This is a genomic window from bacterium, assembly GCA_041649255.1.
Lineage (GTDB): Bacteria > Hydrothermota > UBA3073 > JACQXS01 > JAQTXJ01 > JAQTXJ01.
In genome coordinates, this window is sequence record JBAZNK010000003.1 from 140,066 (window position 1) to 158,205 (window position 18,140).

Here is an 18,140-nt window from a genome sequence, read left to right on the forward strand (position 1 = left end):
GTTCATAGTTTTACTTCATCAGACCAGAATACGGGGCCATCTTTACATACGTATTTATATCCATTTTTTATCGGGACTGCGCATCCGAGACATATCCCGATTCCGCAAGCCATATATTGTTCCAATGATAATTGACAGGGGATAAAGTGAGTGCTTGCATAAGATTGAATTGCTTTAAGCATCGGCGCAGGTCCGCAGGCAAACATAATTTCCGGCTTAGGCGCGCCTCTCAGTAAATCCGTTACAAGTCCTTTTATGCCATCGGAGCCATCTTCAGTGCTGGTATTTACCGTGCCGAGTTTTTCAAAATTTTCTTTGCATAAGATTTCGCTTTTGTTTGCGGCTCCTATGAGAGTGTTTACGGTGCCGCCCGATTCTTTTATTTTTTTTGCCACAAAATAGAGCGGGGCAATTCCGATTCCGCCTGCCACGAGTAAAACGTTTTTATAGTAATTAGAGGTGTCGTCTTTATTAAGCTCAAATCCATTTCCCAGTGGTCCAAGGATATCAATTTCATTGTCGGGATTGTAAGTGGATAGGACTTTCGTCCCCTCACCTACGACTTTATAAAGTATATGGAATGTAGATTCTTCTACGCAGTGAATGCTGAAGGGTCTGCGTAATATAAAAGGAGAAGGGGCATTAAGCTTTACCTGCACGAACTGACCCGGTTTTGCAACACTTGCTATTTTTTTGTCTTCAACAATAAGGAGAAAAACATTTCCTCGGATTTTCTCATTCTTTAGAATTTTCATTTTTTAATCTTGAGATTGCCTTTTTAGCTAATTCTATATATTTAGGAGAATGTTTATTTTTTTTAAGTTTTTCCTCTATTTTTTGGTAAGCGGAGATTGCTCCGGTTGTATCTTTTTTTTCACTTTCCAGTACCCATCCTATGGAGTAAGCGGCTTTAGGAGCGTATTCACTTTCAGGGTAATCAGTAATTACTTTTTCATATTCCTTAATGGCATCATCTATTTTTTTGAATTCAAACAGAAACAGTTCTGCGAGAAGAAATTGTGCTTTCCCCAGATCTTCAGGTTTAAGGGTATCTTTAGAACTATCCGGTATGGTTTTTGTTAACAAAGTATCTTCTGCTGTTTCCCTTTTTCTGATGCCCGCATCTTGCATTAAGAGACTATCTCCCATTCCTGGAATGCCTATGTTTGGAATGGATAAGCTGTCTTTTTGTGGCATGTGTCCAAAAAGGCCATCCCTGTCCATTGTTCTCCTTCTATCGCCGGGGACTTGCCTTGACAAACTATCTTTAGACGTTTTTATTTTTAGGGTATCTATGCTCTGCCGAGATAATGTGTCTTTAGGTGTTCTTATTTTCAGGGTATCTATGCTCTCTTTAGATAAACTATCTTTAGCTGTTACTATTTCCAGGGTGTCAAGACTATGTTTTGATAAACTATCTTTAGGGGGACTCTTGTGTCTCGGTAATCCCGGGCGAGGAGAGTTAACGTTTACTATCAGACTATCTTTTTTCGGGCTTATTTTTTGCAATAGAGTATCTTTAGCAGTGCCGGTTTTTAAAGTATCAGAACTTTGTTGGGATAAACTATCTTTGGGCATTTTTATTTTCAGTGTGTCTGTTTTTTGTTTGTAAAGGCTGTCCGCTTTAGCAGAATTTTTGGAAATAAGTTTTTGGTATTCTAATAGTTTATCTATCCTAACTGCCCTAATAAGTGCTTCATTGGAGATTTCGCTGCTCCCTGAATTTCTTGTCTGTTCGTAATATTCTTTTGCTTTCTCGAGGTTCTGTATATCTTCTTCGTATATGACTCCCATATCATAAGTTGCCTGTGGAGATGTTTTTATTTTGTCCAGCGTTTCGATTGCTTTAGTAAAATCTTTTTTAGCTCTATAACTTTTAGCTATCACAAGATTTAGCGTATCTTGTTCGGCTGCCGTCATTACTTCGCTATAGTGTGTAAGTCTGTCCAGCGCATGTTCGGGGTTATTTAACTTGAGAAAAGCATTCGCAATGGCAAGAACAACAGGCAAATTTTTTGGCTCCAGCTTAAATGCTTTATCATAATATTTTATGGCGGATTTATATTTACCAAGAGAATCGTAAGAGTTCGCTATTAATGTATAAGTTTTGGATTTTAAAATTGAATTTCGAATATGGGGCAAATTATCTTTTGCAACTTTTATAGTAGTATCGTAGGCTTGAGCCATAAAATAAGTTTCTACCATAAGTATGTTTATTTCTTCCATTCTTTCTTTTTTTACTTTTTTAATTACATTTTTCGCTTCAATATAATCACCTTTTTTTAGATAAGCGCGTGCCAATTCAATTCGCCCGTCGTCTACTAATTTGTTTTTGGGATAATATTCTATCAGCTCTTTGAATTTACGGATAGCCGGGTCGTAATCTCCTTTTTCCATAAAACATTTTCCTATAAGGAGCAACGCTTCAGGAACCCATTTGGAATTGGGATAAGAAGAGATTAATTTTTCAGATTTCTGAATTGATTTGTCGAGCAACCCTTGATTTGGAGGCGTGGAAACCATTGCCTGCTTATAACAATCTTTTGCGTTATAAAAAGTATTATAGTATGCGCAGCCACAAAGAAATACCAGACAGAACAAAAACCTAAATTTCATTACTTAATCTTTACAATAATATATGAGAAGTGTCAACAATTTTGTATTCAGAAGTTTCCCTGTTTTGTTATTTTTAACTAAAAAACTTTTTTTCTTTGCGAGCTCTGCGTCTCTGCGGTTAAATTCTCGTTTTTTTCAGTTAGAAGAAAGCAACGTTATTAACTGTTTTAAATCTCTTACCCCTGCAAGAGAAACTTCCATAGCATTATCAATAGATTTAACTTCCTTGACATAATTATTGGATAGAAATTTTTGGGACGGCGAAGTCAAAAACTTTAGTGTTATTTCTCTTTTGCCCGGTTGTTGGGTAGATTTTTTGCTTGTGATATTTGAAATTCCCTTTTCTATGGCAAGAAGTTTTATGTGAGTACACTCCAATAAATTCTTTACTTCGCCCGGAATAGGCCCAAACCTATCAACCAGTTCTTTTTCAAAACCGGTGATTTCTTCAAACGAAATTATATTTGAGATTTTCTTATATAGCAAGAATTTCTGGTTATAAGGAGCATAATCTTCTGGGATAAAGCAGTTCACGTTCATACGGATTTCCGGTTCCAGTTTTTTCAAAGGCATTGGTTTATCGGGTTGATTTTTGGAATGGATATTATTTATTTCTTCTTCAAGTAATTTTTCATAAAGTTTGTATCCGATAGAATAGATATGCCCGTGCTGTTCCCTGCCGAGTAAGTTTCCGGCTCCCCTGAATTCAAGGTCTTGCAGGGCAAGTTTAAACCCTGCTCCAAGTTCCGAATAAGTTGAAATGGCTTGCAGCCTTCTTTTTGCATCGGGAGTTATATTTTCGGGAACGAGTAACCAGCAGTATGCGTGTTCTTGCGAACGTCCAACTCTCCCTCTCAACTGGTGCAAATCTGCCAGACCGAATCTGTCCGCCCTGTTTATTATTATGGTGTTTGTGGACGGGATGTCAATACCGGAACCAATTATTGCAGTAGAGACAAGTATGTTAATGTCTTTTTCAAAAAATCTTAACATAATAAGTTCCAGCTCTTTTGCCGGTATTTCGGAGTGAGCGATACCGATTTTGAAATCCGGAGACAATTTTTGTATAAAATTTGCAATGCTGTATATAGAACTGATACGATTATGCACAAAATAGACCTGTCCGCCTCTTGAGATTTCGGATTCTATGGCGTTTTTGATAAGCGCTCTGTCAAACGAAGCGACTCGGGTTATAATAGGTTGTCTTCCGACAGGAGCGGTTTCGAGACGGGATAAGTTTTTTATATTCGTCAGAGCCATATAAAGGGTCCGAGGAATAGGCGTAGCGGTCAAAGACAGAATATCAACGTTCTTTTTTAGTTTTTTTAATTTTTCTTTTTGGGAGACTCCAAACCTGTGTTCCTCGTCTATTATTAACAATCCTAAATCCTTAAAATGTATGGTTTTTCCGAGTAACTTATGAGTTCCTATTAGAATGTCAACATTGCCCGAATGTATGTCTGCAACGGCTTTTTTCTGTTGTTTTGGAGTCTGGAAACGGGAAATCTGGGCAATATTTACCGGAAACGGGGACATTCTTGTTTTGAATGTTCGATAATGCTGTTCAACAAGTATGGTTGTCGGGCACAGTATTGCCACCTGCTTGTTATCCATAATTGCTTTGAATGCCGCGCGAAGCGCGAGTTCGGTTTTGCCGTAGCCGACTTCCCCGCATACAAGTCTGTCCATTGTTAACTCGGATTCCATATCCTGTTTGATAGAGACGATTGCTTTTAACTGGTCCGGCGTTTCTTCGTAAGGAAAGCCTGATTCGAGTTCGCTCTGCCAGAGGTTATCCGGGGCGAATTTATGTCCTTTTGAAATTTTTCTTTCTGCGTATAACGCGATAAGTTCGGTTGTCAGTTCGTGGATTGCCTTTTTAGCCCGGTTTTTGCGCTGCTCCCAGCTCTTTGAACCTAAATCGGTAAGGTCAGGAGAAACGGCAGTGTCGCCTACCCAGCGTTCTATGCAATTGAATTTGTCTATGGGAACGTACAGGTCGCCGTTTTTATAAGTTATAAAAAGGCAGTCGGTTTCTATCGTATCGAATTTTAGTTTTGTAATTCCCTGGTACACGCCGATTCCGTAGTCTATATGGACGATGAACTCTCCCTTATGCAGGGATTCTAAATCCTGTATTGCAACGCCTTTATCTTTGAAAGGATGGTATTCCCGTTTTTTTCTTTTCCTGCCGAAAATATCCATATAAGTGAATACTGCAAGTTTTTCATCCGGGAGAATAAAGCCGTTAGGAAGGTTTGAAATCCTGACTTCAAGTTCGGGGAAAAGCGAAGCTATGTGTTTGGTTTCGGATTCGGTTTCACACAGGACAAATTTGGTGTAATTTTTTAGTGATTCGAGAGTATCCTTAAATATATCAAAGTTTCCGTTATAAGTTGATAGGCTTCCAACGGAAATCCCGTCTCCTATATAAACGGTCTTGTTAGGTACGGGTTCTTTATTATCGGAAATCCCGTCAAAAACAATGAGAATATCGGGACTTTTGAAATACTGCATAATATTCCCGGAAGAGGCTTTTGTTTTATCTTCTCGTGTTGTGGCGCATTCCTTTTCCTTTCGTAGGGGCTTGCTGTTCGCCCTTTTGTTTATTTGCTTCCCGTCCTCATCCGTAGGGAATGGTCGTGACCATTCCTCTTTTTCTCTTTGTAGGGGAGACTCGTTGAGTCGCCCGTTGCAGTTCGCTCTTTCATCTGTTTGCGGACTTTCATTATTCCCGTCTGAAATATTTAGTGGGGAGATAATAAGTTTTTGCAGTTTGGATATGGAAACCTGTCTGAGCGGGTCAAATTCGCGGATACTTGTTATGGCGTCGCCTGTGAACTCAAGCCTCACGGGGTATATCGTTCCGCCGGGCCAGAGGTCAATAATCCCGCCTCTTTTAACGAATTCCGTAGGATTGTTTACGGTATCTACGAAAGTAAACCCGAACTCCGCTAACTTATTTGAGAACTCCATCATACTTAGAGATTTTCCATTGATATCGGGGAATTTATCAAGATCGCAGTTTATAAGAGATTGTCTGAGAGTATCCGGTGAGGGCAAGTCGTTGCGTGGTGCAGTAACAAAGATGGACATTGGAGGAGTATCAAGCAGGGCAGGGATAGCCGATTGTAATGCAAACTCGTCCGACAGATTGTATATTTTTAAGGCATTAAATTTCGGGTTGTTTTTGCACCAGCATAAGATATCTTCAGTTAGTTCATCGGGTGAATGGGTAATAACGGCGACGGCATTATGTCGGGATGCTAGGTAAGAGATAAAGAGCGATTTCAGTCCGCCCTGTAATCCGGAAACGGTAGCTTGGGTGGCAGCGTGTATAAATGCAGGAGATTTTAGGACTATATTTGTAATATCGGTAAGAGCAGACATATGTGTGAATGTTACAAGAAATAGTTTATAAATAACATAAATTCAATATCAAAAAAATAGAATATATGTATTTCCTTTATGGACTAATATTCCCCGCGTCGGGCGGGCCAAGCAGGTGAAGACTACAATTCCAGCAAAAGCTTTTTACTATGCTTTTGTTTCTTTGTGATTAGTGTGTTTGTTGCACCAGGGGCAGAATTTTTTGAACAGAGCTTTATCCGGGTGTTTCTGCTTGTTTTTTGTAGTGGTGTAGTTTCTACGTTTACACTCTTCACATTCCAGAGATAAGATTATTCTCATATTTCGTATATCCTATTGTTTCTTTTACGGAGTCTGACAAAACCTATAATTATCAAAACTAAAGAAGGCAATAAAGTATCTATCCATTTAATAGCCATCTTAGCACCCTTGCCGGTATCTTTTAATGGCCTTTCGGCTATTCCTTTTGACCTTATAGCAATGAGTTCTTCATCTGCTACCAGCCAGTCAATCGTATTTAACAGGAATGCTACATTTGCGGCGCTCAAATAATTAGCTTCTGCAAACTTTGAAGACCCTGTCACTATAAATCTTGGTTTCTCATTTGTTACTGCAAGGTTGAATGGGCCTTTTTCTTCGGCAGGCGTCGGGATTTGTTGTTCCATAGGATTAACTGTTTTTACGTCCGGCTTTAACCAGCTTTTTGGAGAAGATTTGACTAACGGAGTTCCGCCGGCTATTGCTCCTACAAAAGGTAAGACAACAGCTTCAAGCTCTCTCACGATTGGATTGGATTTATTAAGGTCTGTAGCTTTCGGGAAGAATGGGTAAGGAACGAGGTTTTGCATTCTGAAGTTGCCTCTTTGCGATGTAATTCCAATTATCTGGTTTTGATAATCAAGTACGAGCCCGTTTTTCAAGGTAATATTATAAATTGGTAAAAGCTTTTCAAATCCTGTTTTCGTTGGGAAAGCAAAGAAATACTCGGTATTTACATTCATCATATCAAGGAAGAATCCGCAAGATTTGCCGGCATCAAGGAAATTTTTTACTCTCTGGAGTGCCGTATCATTGTATTCTCCCTTTGGTCCGAGGACGATAAGTGTCGATAAATTTGAAGACACATCGTTTGAATCTATGTTGACATCGCTAACTAAATATCTTTTTTGGATTTCCTGTTTTAGTCTTTCATCCAGTTGCACTTCGTTATGTCCTTTCGTGAACCCGATAGATTTTTGAGATGTTTCTGTTAATTTTTTAATTTTGCTTGTGATGTCGTATTCCAGGGAGCCAAAGTTTTCTATCACAGGGATAACTTCTTTTTTGTCCCCATACAGGAAGAGAAGTCCCATATAACCTTCTTTAATTGCAAGCGCTCCTGCTTCTTGCCTGTCCTGGAATTGCAAAGGATAAACGCCGGCTCTTTGCGCATCCATTTTTTTGTCCTGGTCTATTTTTTTGTCCTGGTCGGATGGGTTAATAAGTTCAAATTTTAATTTGCCGCGCGATTTTACTTTATATTCGGATAATAAGTCTTTTACATATTTGCTTCTTGTATTATAAGGATAAGGTAATTTAGCCGTCATATATGCGCGGACTATAACCGGGTCTTCAAGCTTTCTTATCATTTGCACGGATGCTTTTGAAAGAGAATATATTTTGCCGGAACTTAAATCCAGTCTTGCGAATATTCTATAGGAAAGTATATTTGCCACGATTATTATAGCCAGCAATATCGTAACGCTTACTCCCGATAATATTCTGTGTTTTGCTTTCCTGTAGAAATAAAAAGTGAAGCAAAGGAAAAATGCAATCATTGAAAGGAAATAGATTACACTTCTTGAATCAATAACGCCTATACCCATAGATTCCAGATGGTAATCAATACCAAAATACTGAAATATCGTTACAAGTCCGGAAGACATAGTTCCTAATACTTTTCCGAGAATAAAGAACACGAAACAAATTACGATATTGAGAATCAAAGCTATGACTTGTGATTTTGTAACGGATGAGGTAAATATTCCTATTGCGCAGAACCCCGCGCCAAGTAAAAGCAACCCAAAATAAGAACTTATAACTACTCCCCAATCAAGTTTTCCTAAAAATGCTATTGAAATTGGGTATATAAGAGTGCATAAGATTCCGATTTTTATTACCGCAAAAGCGGCAAGATATTTTCCCGTGATAATAGCCCAATCCTGCAAGGGCATAGTTGTAAGCAGTTCAACTGTCCCGAGTTTTTCTTCTTCCGCAAGCAGTCGCATACAGGTAGCCGGGATTATAAATAAGAGAAACAAAGGAGCGAGGTCAAAGAAACTGGCTATTTGCGCCTGGTTTGAAACGAACAACCCTGCAGCAAAGAACCAGCCTGATAAAATAAGCCATGCTATGATTACGATATAAGCAACCGGCGAATTAAAGTATCCCCTGAATTCTTTCCAGAATATAGTTTTTACGTCTCTCATTGTTTGTTTTTTAGTTTTCTTTAGTTAGTTCCCTGAATATGTCTTCAAGAGAAGCTGTTTTTTGTTGTAATCCGACGATTACCCAGTTATTAGATACGCAGGTTTTGAAGATTGTTTCTTTCATATCTATAGTCGGGTCGGTTTCTATTTCGTATTGAGTTGTTTCGCCCTGGCTCGAGGTGGCTTTTACGTTTTTAACTCCTGCCATTTCTTTGATGGCGGCCATTGCTTTATCTTTTGGCGCTTTGAGTTCCAATTCGACGATTGTTTTGCCGGCTGCGAGTTTATGCATTTCGTCTTTTGGCGCATCGGCTATGATTTTACCACGATTTATAATTATGACTCTTTTGCAAGTGGCTTCAACTTCGGACAATCTGTGAGTTGATATTATGACTGTTTTTTTCTCACCGAGTGTTTTGATGAGTTCTCTTACTTCTACTATTTGATTAGGGTCAAGGCCTTCGGTAGGTTCGTCCATAATAAGGATTTCCGGGTTGTGGATTATAGCTTGAGCAAGTCCTACTCTTTGTTTGTAGCCTTTAGATAATTCGCCTATAGCTTTTGAGATAACGCTTTTAAGTCCGCATATAGCGACGACTTCTTTTATTCTGTCGTTAAGTTTATCCACTTTTCGTAATTGACCGATGAATGCGAGGTACTCCATTATTTTCATTTCGCTATACAGGGGATTATTTTCCGGTATGTATCCTGTTTTGGTTTTTGCGGGTATCGGGTCTTTTTCTATATCAAAGCCCATAATTTTGCAAGTACCGACGGTGGGCGGGAAATAGCCCGTTACGATTCGCAGGGTAGTAGTTTTGCCTGCGCCGTTAGGTCCGAGAAAACCGACAATTTCGCCACTACCTACTTCAAAGCTTATATTATCTACTGCCTTGAAAGAGCCGTAGCTTTTTGTAAGATTTTTTACTTCAATGATAGACATATATTATGAAAGAGTAACTACCAAAAAAAAGTGATTTTGTCAATAAGAATTTTTTCAAAAATTGACAGGTAATAACTTGAGACAACAAATAATAATTTTGTTATAGAAATTGATTTGATCATAATGGAATTAAGATTGTAGGAATAAAATGCTTAGTCCTGCATAAAGATTTTGGAGTTTTTGTAATAGAGGGAATAAGGATAATCAGGGTAAGAGGCAGTTAGCTTATCAATCTCTTTTTGAAAGTCCTCTTCGGAATATTTACCCGAGGAAACCTGTCTTTTGGTAAGATAAATTATATAAACCTGAGCTTTCGGGGCATATACACTGTTAGGATACAAGTTTATCAGTTGAGCGAATTTGTCAATAGACCATTTTTTATCTGCTTCACGAAACATTATGCGAGCCGTTTTTTCATTGTCCGAGGGAGTTTTTATATTAATAATAAAGTCTATCGATGTTTCCAGTCTGCCTTTCCAGAAAGGAGGATAAATCGGGACTCCATCCCCTTCTCTGGCAAAAGACTCGAAAGCCATCTTTTTTAAGTGATACGTTCCGGCTTTGGCAATAGGGACATTCAGGGTAAGATCATAAAAGCCGTAAACCGTGTCCCTGGGATTTATCCGTAAACAATATAGTTTCCAGAATTGAATGTTGCCTGCATTTTCCTTGCTATAATGTTTACGGTCTTTATCCCACCCGGTGGCAAATAATTTCGTGTTACGTCTTCCCGTTGTAATTTCAAAAGTTGTGTTTCCGTTACCGCATAATACCATAGGACTAACCCATACGGTATCGTCACTCGTATTATAAATAAAGTATTCTACCCAGACCGGCTCATCAACTAAATAAACAGCTTTAGGTTTATATACTGACGCTTTCAGAATAAGGGGGTTTTTTGTGAGGGAGTAAGATGTAGTTGCAACAAAACTTGAAAATATAAATCCAAGAATGAACAATTTCTTCATATATTATTATGTATAGTTAGTTTTTGGATTTTTGCAACAAATATTTTGAAAAATGTCACTGCCACAGGGGGGTGTCCCATAAATATACAGAGTACTCTCCAAGCACAGAGCAAAAAGAGACAAACAATAGAAATTTTTGACAGGGATTTCAAGAGAACATAAGAGATTAAAACAGAACCGAAAAAAATAAACCACAAACAGAATACAGAAAGATATGGGTTAAAGAAATAGAAAGACAAGATTTACAGGATAATAAACAGCAGGAAAGGAACGAAGACTTATCTCATCAGGATTAGTTTTTTAGTTGCCTTATAAGTATCTGCGCTAAATTTTGCGAAATAAATGCCTGCAGGATAGTTTTTAGTGATTAATGTTATTTTGTAGTAACCCGGTAGTTTCTCTTTGTTTACAAGTTCTTTTAGGCATCTTCCTGATAAGTCATAGAGTTTTAAAGATACTTTACTTTTTGCCGGAAGTTGATAACTAATGACTGTTGATTTTGTAAACGGGTTTGGATAATTTTGAGATAAAGCATAGGTTTTTGGAAACGTATCCGTCATTTCTTCTACACTAACAATGGAAGAGTCTACGGTTATTTCCCTTGTTTCGGTTTTGGCTGAAACCCCATTCAAATCGGAAGCGTAGGCATAGAACTCATAAGTTTTCCCATCGGTTAAGTCTGGAAAAGTATAAAACAGATTATGCACACTTGAATTATATGAAATATTTATTTCATCCAAAGACAAAGCCCTGTTCCATATTTTAACTTCATCAATAACTCCCTTGAATGGAGCATTCCCAATTTTTAAGTTTCCTATATTAGGGGGCAGGGTAATAGCCCCTACATTTTTCGAACTAAATAATTTAGCATTTTTATAAACTTTCAAGTACCCGTTATCGTAAAGTAAAGTTATATATGTCCATTCGTCAACGGGCAAAAGATAATCAGCCACATCTATAAATCGTCTTGTCCCATCGTTGTAAATTTCCCACACATAACATTTATAGCCATTTGTCGTATCAGACCATTGCCAGAAGTGATAGCTTCTATTTTCTTCAAACCCTATAATTTGTGTGATAGGCGTATCGCAATGTTCATAGGGTTTTATCCATCCTTCAATCGTAATTGCGGTAGAACAATTTAAACTCGAATCATTCCCGCAATCAATATAACTGTTGCCGTCAAATTTTAATGCATTGCCTATTCTTCCATTTATCCAGAAATTAGATGTATCTGTAGTATAAAATGTTCCGTTATTGTTATGAGTGGCATTGTCCGTAACTGTTGTTCCGGTGTCTTCGTTAAAATTCCAGTAACCGAGCAGGCTTCTGTTCCAGTCTATAAAACTGGTTGCTTCATAAGTGGTAGTTATGGAAGTTTTTATTTCCGTCCACAGATGATTAATAACGGCGTTATCATTTTCGGTTGGCGGGACAAAAGCAATTGAAAGAGATGAGTAAGTATTAAAACTATCTATGTTGCTAACGGTTAGATTACCCGAAAGGTCAGCGGATTTAACCCTGAAATAATAGACCGTATCCGGAGTAAGTCCCGTTATTGAGAATTTGTGGCTAAATTCAAACATAGAATTCAAAGCAGTCGTAGAATCCAGAGGGGTAGTTATAATGTCACTGTCAGGGGGGGCTATTTCATATTCTACCTGTCCTGTAGCTCTTTCATCGATATTCCAGCTAATATCCATCGTTCCATAAAAGGTAACGGGGGAATGTTTAATAAGATTTATAACGGGTTTTATGGTATCGGTACCGGGATCTTGAAAAGATAAAATATACTTAATCATGATAGAACGGATAGAATCCAGATTTTGCGTATTTAGGTTCAATGATTTTAGGCTGTCAACCCAATTCCCGGCTGCAGTAGTATCTTTATTGTTGTGTGTTGCATTATTCATCGCATCAAAAAGAGTAGTTAAATATCTTATATCGTCTACGGCTTCCCGCCATCCTTCCCACTGGATAGTTCCGACAATTCCATTCATTGTAGGGTATGTAAGATTATGGTCGCGACATAGGTAGTCAAAATCATTCCAGATGTTACAAAAATTCCAGTGATAAGCAAAATCCATTGCACCGTCATAATCTTTTTGCCATAAGAGAAGTCCATAATTCCGACGGTATGTTTCAGGTTTTTCTTCGCCGCATTGAGGGTTAGCGTAGGAGAATATTTTGTGCCCATAGCTATGGTATTTAGCGGCTAGCACAGGGATGGGATAATTAATTGCGACTGCTAAATCCAAAACATCAGCTATTGCATCTGCGTGGTTATTGAATTGCGCATCAAATACTTTTCCTCCCGCTTGGTGAACTGCGTCTATTTGAGCCCGTTGGTCAGGGGTATCCAGATATTGTTCGTCCGGCGCATAAATAAAAAGTTCGGTAACTCCATATGGCGTTGCTAAGTTTTTTAAGTTTGTTACCGCGTTTTTTAAGGAATCAAGGCTGTCGCCGTAAGTATCCGTTTGTAAGCCAAGATAATAAAGGGTCTGGGAGTCTATACCTATTTCATTTCTTATTCTCAGAACGGTTCTTAAAGATTCCTGGTAAAATAAGTTTGGGTTGGTTATCCCGTGATTAAAAAGGTCTTTTAGTTCTGCCCTGAGTTGCTCTTCATTTTTAGCGTTTCTTGATAGTGTCCCGTAATCTGCAAGATAACTGCCATAGTAGATGCTGTATGTTAAACAAGGTTCAGAGAGCTTTATCGGCAAGACTTCTACTTTTAGTTGGATTTCTTCCAGAGTGTCGGTATTGGTTTTTAATATGATTTTACCTGTGTAAATTCCGGGAGTGGCATTATCATGGATTTTTAAGGTAATCCAAAATTGCTTATTTGTACCACCGTCAATGCTAACAGGTAAAAGGACAGGACTATCTTTTACCGGGAAACTATCAATAAGAGGTTCATCCGGAATTCCTGATGTGTTGGCGGTATCGCTTATAAAAGCATATTGCCCGGAAGTTAATTTAAGATAATTGTTTCCATTGGTCACTTTAACAAGGCTGTCATCTTTTAACAGGAGCTCAGGGGTAAGGAGTTTATGAGTTATATCCCATATTTCTATGCCGGCTTGATACCAGCATTTGACTACACTAATATCTATGTTACCGGAAGCAATGGAATCGCTTGTTCCTATGAGAGTGGATGTTTTTATTTCCAGAAAAGGAATAGTTTGTTGAGTCTGAACGACAAAACTTGCCGGTTCATATTCGCCGGGAGAAGCGGTAATAGAGATTGTATTGGAAATATAATCAGAAGAAATAAAAGAGGCAGGCAATATTTTATTGTCGGTTATGGGAGGAACGACGTAAACCATGATTCCGTTTTCTGCATTTACTGTTTGGATAATAAAGCTTAGAAATAAGACGAATAAAGTTTTCTGCATATAGTTTTCTATCGGCAAACAAGTAATTACTTTTAATAAACAAGAATAAGCGTTTTGGCAAACTTTTTTTACAGGGCGTCTGCAGTTTTTTTGGCAAGTTGGGTCAATCTGTATTTTTGCTATCTAATTTTTGATATTATTTGTAGATGGTTATCTTAATAATATTAGTTTTTTACAAATATCTTTTGTCAGGGTAGGAGTAGAAAGTTTTGCGAAGTAAATACCCGGAGGCAAATCTTCAGCGGAAAAGGTTACAGAATAATTTCCGGCTTGTTTATTTTCGTTTACAAGTGTTTTCATAACTCTGCCGGAAACATCACAGATTGTTAATTTTATATTTGTATACTCTTGTAGAGAGTAAAGAATAGTTGTTGAAGTAATAAAAGGATTTTGACTTGCCCTGAGCGTAGTCGAAGGGGTTTTAATATTTGAATTTTCTTCTATAGCGTGAGGAACTGTATCAAGAAGAGGAAATCCAAGAACAAAGATTTTAGATTTTGCAATGTCACTTCCTACAATTTCAATCTTAGAATCACTGTCGATATCTCCTATGGCTATAGGCCCATCCTGGTTGCCACTTGGATATCCCCAACTCCATTGTTCACTACCATCAGGATTCCATGCATAGCAGAGTCCATCATGTATGGACATAATTATCTCAAGTTCAGTGTCGTTATCTATATCTGCAATAGCCGGCGAAGATGGAACTATCCAGGACATATCCTTTATCCATTTTTCTGAGCCATCTTCTCCTTCTAACACATACAAGTGATTACTTAAAAAATTTCCTATGATAACTTCAAGCTTGTTATCTTTATCAATATCTGCAAGTCCTGCGGACTGGTGTTCTATTGGACCAGATGTAGGGTATGACCAGAGAATAGAAGTTGTATCTTCCCCTTTAATTGCGTAAACATAATTATTATAACATCCAAAAACTATATCGGGTAGAGTATCCCCATCAAGGCATCCCAAAGCAGGTGAAGACCATATTTCCCCCCCTGCATTGAAAGTCCACAAAGTATCACCTATGTAATTAAAAGCATACATTTTACGGTCTTTTGAACCAATTATTATTTCATCATATCCATCTCCGTTTATGTCGCCTATTGCAGGAGATGATACAATAGACCCGCCGGTTTGGTATGACCAATTTAAGCTTCCCGTCATACCATCTATAACATAAAGTTTGCCATCATCAGAGCCGATAATAACTTCCTGTTGACCGTTTTTATCTATATCTCCGGCATTAGGGGATGAGTAACTAATTTTCGCATTAGTAGGAAAAGACCATATAGATTGTTTTGCTATCCAGCTGAGTGCATATACTGATTTATCTTGAGCGCCGAATACAATTTCCATATATCCGTCATTATTTATATCAAAAAGCAAAGGGGAAGAAGTGAGCCAGCTACTACTGCCTATCTTATATGACCATAATACTGCAGGATGATGTTTTAATGTGTCGTAGAGTGTTCCGGGACTTCTTGTTATCGAATCTTTTAGTACATATACGTGACCACTTTTGGATGCAGTTACCACTATTTCACAGGTGTCGTTTTTATCTATATCTCCAATAACGGGAGAAGAAGCGAACATCTCATTAATCATATCCAGCGAATCCCAGTCAAATTGTAGTGCCGGTTGGGAAAAAGGCGGGAAATTTCCCTTTTCAGATGATAGACAGGTATGTGCCGGGTCTTTTCCAAACATAGGCCAGTCAGCATATAATCTCACAGTTGCAATACTGTTGCATACAAAAAGTGAGCAGAGAAACAAATTTAATTTTTTCATAAATTATTTATATGATATATATGATACTTATTTGAGAAATTTGCAACAATTATTTTCATATTATATATAAATTAAGAAATACTTGTCAATTTTTCCATTGTCACTGCGATTTAATTTTTAATAATTGCCAATTTTTTTGTAATATAACGGGTGCCGGCATCTAACCTTAAGAAATAAACACCGGATGAAAAATCACTCAAATTTATATTTATGTTGTATTTGCCGCACAGGGAATTATCTTCAAACAAAACCTTTTTAACCTTCCCCGATATGTCATATAATTTAAGGCTAACAGAAAATTCGCCATTCGTTTTTGATTTCTGTATTCCGTATTTAACATAAAAACTATTTTTGCATATTACCGTGGAAATATTTAAATAAAAAGAAGCGACTGTTTCCCTGTTCTCAATTCCTGCAGAATTTTTTATTGCAAGCGAATGGTCTCCTCTGCCTGTGATTGCAGTAACATCGGTTAAAATATTTGTCCGGACAGGCTGCCAATGGTCAACAGTATCATTAACACCGAGTTGTCCCTTGCTGTTTTCTCCCCATGCCCATACGGTTCCGTCGGATTTTAACGCAAGTGAATGGCTTTTCCCTGCTGCAATTGCAGTAATGCCGGTTAAAATGTTTGTTTGTACGGGTTGTAAATGCTGGGTAGTAGTGCTATCTCCAAGTTGTCCGCCGGAATTGCATCCCCAAGCCCATACTGTCCCGTCAGATTTTAATGCGAGTGAATGTGAGCCCCCTCCCGCAATTGCAATAACGCCGGTCAGAATATTTGTCCGTACAGGTTGCGAACGCTTGTTAGTAGTGCTATCTCCAAGTTGCCCGTTACCGTTATATCCCCATGCCCATACGGTGCTGTCAGACTTTAAAGCAAGTGAATGTAGCTCTCCTCCTGCGATTGCAAGGATATTAGTCAGGGTATTTATTTTTTCCGGTGTGGGATGCGGGTCTGCATCATCGCCTCCGATGCCGAGTTGTCCACAGTCGTTCAATCCCCATGCCCATACGGTGCTGTCGGACTTTAATGCGAGTGAATGTAATCCTCCTCCTGCAATTGCAATAACATTTGTCATGGAATTGGTCTGAACAGGCTGCCAGCGGTCATCGGTAGTCCCATCTCCAAGTTGTCCTTCGGTATTATATCCCCAACCCCATACGGTTCCGTTAGATTTTAATGCAAGTGTTTGCATACTTGCTCCCGTGATTGCATCAACATTAGTCAGGATATTTGTCTGGACAGGCTGCCAGCGGTTGGCGTTAGTTCCGTCTCCGAGTTGTCCGTTGGTGTTCCAGCCCCACGCTAATATGGTACTGTCGGATTTTATTGCAAGCGAGTGTTCCTGTCCTGCCGAGATTGCAGTAATATTGCTTTGAATATTTATTTTGACAGGTTGCCAACGGTCCGTAGTAGTGCTGTCTCCAATTTCTCCCTTTTTGTTGTATCCCCAAGCCCAGACTTCATTGTTAACTTTAGGAGTATTTATCAAAAAGCAAGCTATTATTGAAAACATATTCATAATGCCTCCTAATAAATTACGGACGGTAAGAAAACTTCAATAAATATATATTTCATAAATTGTTATCTAAAAATCTCATATCCGGGGTTACTATTATACCGTGTATTTTCAAGGAATCTAACAATGCCATTCCCTTTTCCGGACCAAGGACGAAGACTCCTGTTGACAGTGCATCTGCAAAAACACCTTTGTCCGTGATAATGGTTGTTGATATGCAGTCTGTTATGGAAAAACCTGTTTTTGGATTCATAATGTGGTGATGCCGTACATTACCGGTCATAAAAAATCTCTCATAATCACCGGATGTTGCTACTGCGCAGTTTTTTAATTCCAGAACTTTAAAGACTCCCGATTTACGTGGATTTTGTATTCCTATTTTCCATATCTTATTTCCAAATACCGTTATTTGTCCGCCTGCGCGTATCATTCCTGTTCTTATGCCTGCAGTCTTTAATTTCTCTACTGCAAGGTCAATAGCATAGCCTTTGGCAATACCGGACAAATCAATTTTCATTCCTTTTTGTGCGAACTCTACCGTAGAGTTATTAATTATTAAGTTTTTATAATTTACTAAAGGCAATAATTTGTTGACTTTTTCCTGTGCAGGAGCTTTGTTTATTTTTTTGAAATCTTTCCATAATTCCATAACAGGCCTGATTGTTATGTCGAAGGCACCGTCTGTCAACTTTCCGACATATATTCCCTGTTTTATAATTTCAAGTATGTCTTTGGATAGAGTTAATTTTTCTCCGCGATTTAATCGCCCGATATCACCTGTGCCTCCAAAATATGCAAGGCTGTCGATGTTATGTATGGCTTGAAATGCAGAATTAAATGCTTTATGTGGGTAGCCCCTTGAAAAGACTGTTATTTCCCACGGTGTGTCCATCATAGACCGTGTTTCTGTATATTTTTTGGTGTGAAATAATAATACTACTGTGAGCGCTAATATAAGGGAAAATGTTATCCCCCCCATCTTTTTTTTCATAGTTAAAATTAAGTATGATACTTGTTTTGCAACTTTGCAACAGATATTTTAAAATTATTACTTCGTA

11 protein-coding genes are annotated in these 18,140 nt (G+C 38.2%); all 11 read right to left on the minus strand.

Annotated elements, in window-relative coordinates; all coding sequences use genetic code 11:
* Positions 1-2: 2 nt before the first annotated feature.
* Positions 3-755, minus strand: a complete 753-nt coding sequence (locus tag WC614_03495; GenBank protein MFA5032065.1) for a dihydroorotate dehydrogenase electron transfer subunit — start codon at positions 753-755, stop codon at positions 3-5.
* Positions 736-2,616: a tetratricopeptide repeat protein gene (locus WC614_03500; GenBank protein ID MFA5032066.1), complete on the minus strand. Its 1,881-nt coding sequence runs from the start codon at positions 2,614-2,616 to the stop codon at positions 736-738. Before WC614_03500 ends, WC614_03495 begins: the two co-directional genes overlap by 20 nt.
* 135 nt (positions 2,617-2,751) lie before the next feature.
* Entirely contained in the window at positions 2,752-6,006 is a 3,255-nt protein-coding gene (gene mfd, locus WC614_03505) for a transcription-repair coupling factor (GenBank protein MFA5032067.1), read from the minus strand.
* A 147-nt stretch (positions 6,007-6,153) separates the two neighbouring features.
* A complete protein-coding gene (gene rpmG / locus WC614_03510) occupies positions 6,154-6,306 on the minus strand; it encodes a 50S ribosomal protein L33 (protein MFA5032068.1) in 153 nt (50 codons plus the stop codon).
* Entirely contained in the window at positions 6,303-8,453 is a 2,151-nt protein-coding gene (locus tag WC614_03515) for a Gldg family protein (GenBank protein ID MFA5032069.1), read from the minus strand. The genes rpmG and WC614_03515 overlap by 4 nt, the downstream gene beginning before the upstream one ends.
* A 10-nt stretch (positions 8,454-8,463) precedes the next feature.
* Positions 8,464-9,396, minus strand: coding sequence for an ATP-binding cassette domain-containing protein (locus tag WC614_03520; GenBank protein ID MFA5032070.1), 933 nt, complete (start codon positions 9,394-9,396; stop codon positions 8,464-8,466).
* A 152-nt stretch (positions 9,397-9,548) separates the two neighbouring features.
* A complete protein-coding gene (locus WC614_03525; protein ID MFA5032071.1) occupies positions 9,549-10,364 on the minus strand; it encodes a hypothetical protein in 816 nt (271 codons plus the stop codon).
* 278 nt (positions 10,365-10,642) lie between these two features.
* Entirely contained in the window at positions 10,643-13,765 is a 3,123-nt protein-coding gene (locus WC614_03530; protein MFA5032072.1) for a LamG-like jellyroll fold domain-containing protein, read from the minus strand.
* 150 nt (positions 13,766-13,915) lie between these two features.
* A complete protein-coding gene (locus WC614_03535) occupies positions 13,916-15,559 on the minus strand; it encodes an FG-GAP-like repeat-containing protein (protein ID MFA5032073.1) in 1,644 nt (547 codons plus the stop codon).
* Positions 15,560-15,669: 110 nt separating this feature from the next.
* Positions 15,670-17,085: a T9SS type A sorting domain-containing protein gene (locus WC614_03540; protein MFA5032074.1), complete on the minus strand. Its 1,416-nt coding sequence runs from the start codon at positions 17,083-17,085 to the stop codon at positions 15,670-15,672.
* Between the two features lie 52 nt (positions 17,086-17,137).
* Positions 17,138-18,073: an FAD:protein FMN transferase gene (locus WC614_03545; GenBank protein ID MFA5032075.1), complete on the minus strand. Its 936-nt coding sequence runs from the start codon at positions 18,071-18,073 to the stop codon at positions 17,138-17,140.
* Positions 18,074-18,140 lie beyond the last annotated feature (67 nt).

Coding starts and splice junctions, on each gene's coding strand:
- WC614_03495 (MFA5032065.1), bottom strand. CDS start 755: ATGAAAATTCTAAAGAATGAGAAAATCCGAGGAAATGTTTTTCTCCTT.
- WC614_03500 (MFA5032066.1), bottom strand. CDS start 2,616: ATGAAATTTAGGTTTTTGTTCTGTCTGGTATTTCTTTGTGGCTGCGCA.
- mfd (MFA5032067.1), bottom strand. CDS start 6,006: ATGTCTGCTCTTACCGATATTACAAATATAGTCCTAAAATCTCCTGCA.
- rpmG (MFA5032068.1), bottom strand. CDS start 6,306: ATGAGAATAATCTTATCTCTGGAATGTGAAGAGTGTAAACGTAGAAAC.
- WC614_03515 (MFA5032069.1), bottom strand. CDS start 8,453: ATGAGAGACGTAAAAACTATATTCTGGAAAGAATTCAGGGGATACTTT.
- WC614_03520 (MFA5032070.1), bottom strand. CDS start 9,396: ATGTCTATCATTGAAGTAAAAAATCTTACAAAAAGCTACGGCTCTTTC.
- WC614_03525 (MFA5032071.1), bottom strand. CDS start 10,364: ATGAAGAAATTGTTCATTCTTGGATTTATATTTTCAAGTTTTGTTGCA.
- WC614_03530 (MFA5032072.1), bottom strand. CDS start 13,765: ATGCAGAAAACTTTATTCGTCTTATTTCTAAGCTTTATTATCCAAACA.
- WC614_03535 (MFA5032073.1), bottom strand. CDS start 15,559: ATGAAAAAATTAAATTTGTTTCTCTGCTCACTTTTTGTATGCAACAGT.
- WC614_03540 (MFA5032074.1), bottom strand. CDS start 17,085: ATGAATATGTTTTCAATAATAGCTTGCTTTTTGATAAATACTCCTAAA.
- WC614_03545 (MFA5032075.1), bottom strand. CDS start 18,073: ATGAAAAAAAAGATGGGGGGGATAACATTTTCCCTTATATTAGCGCTC.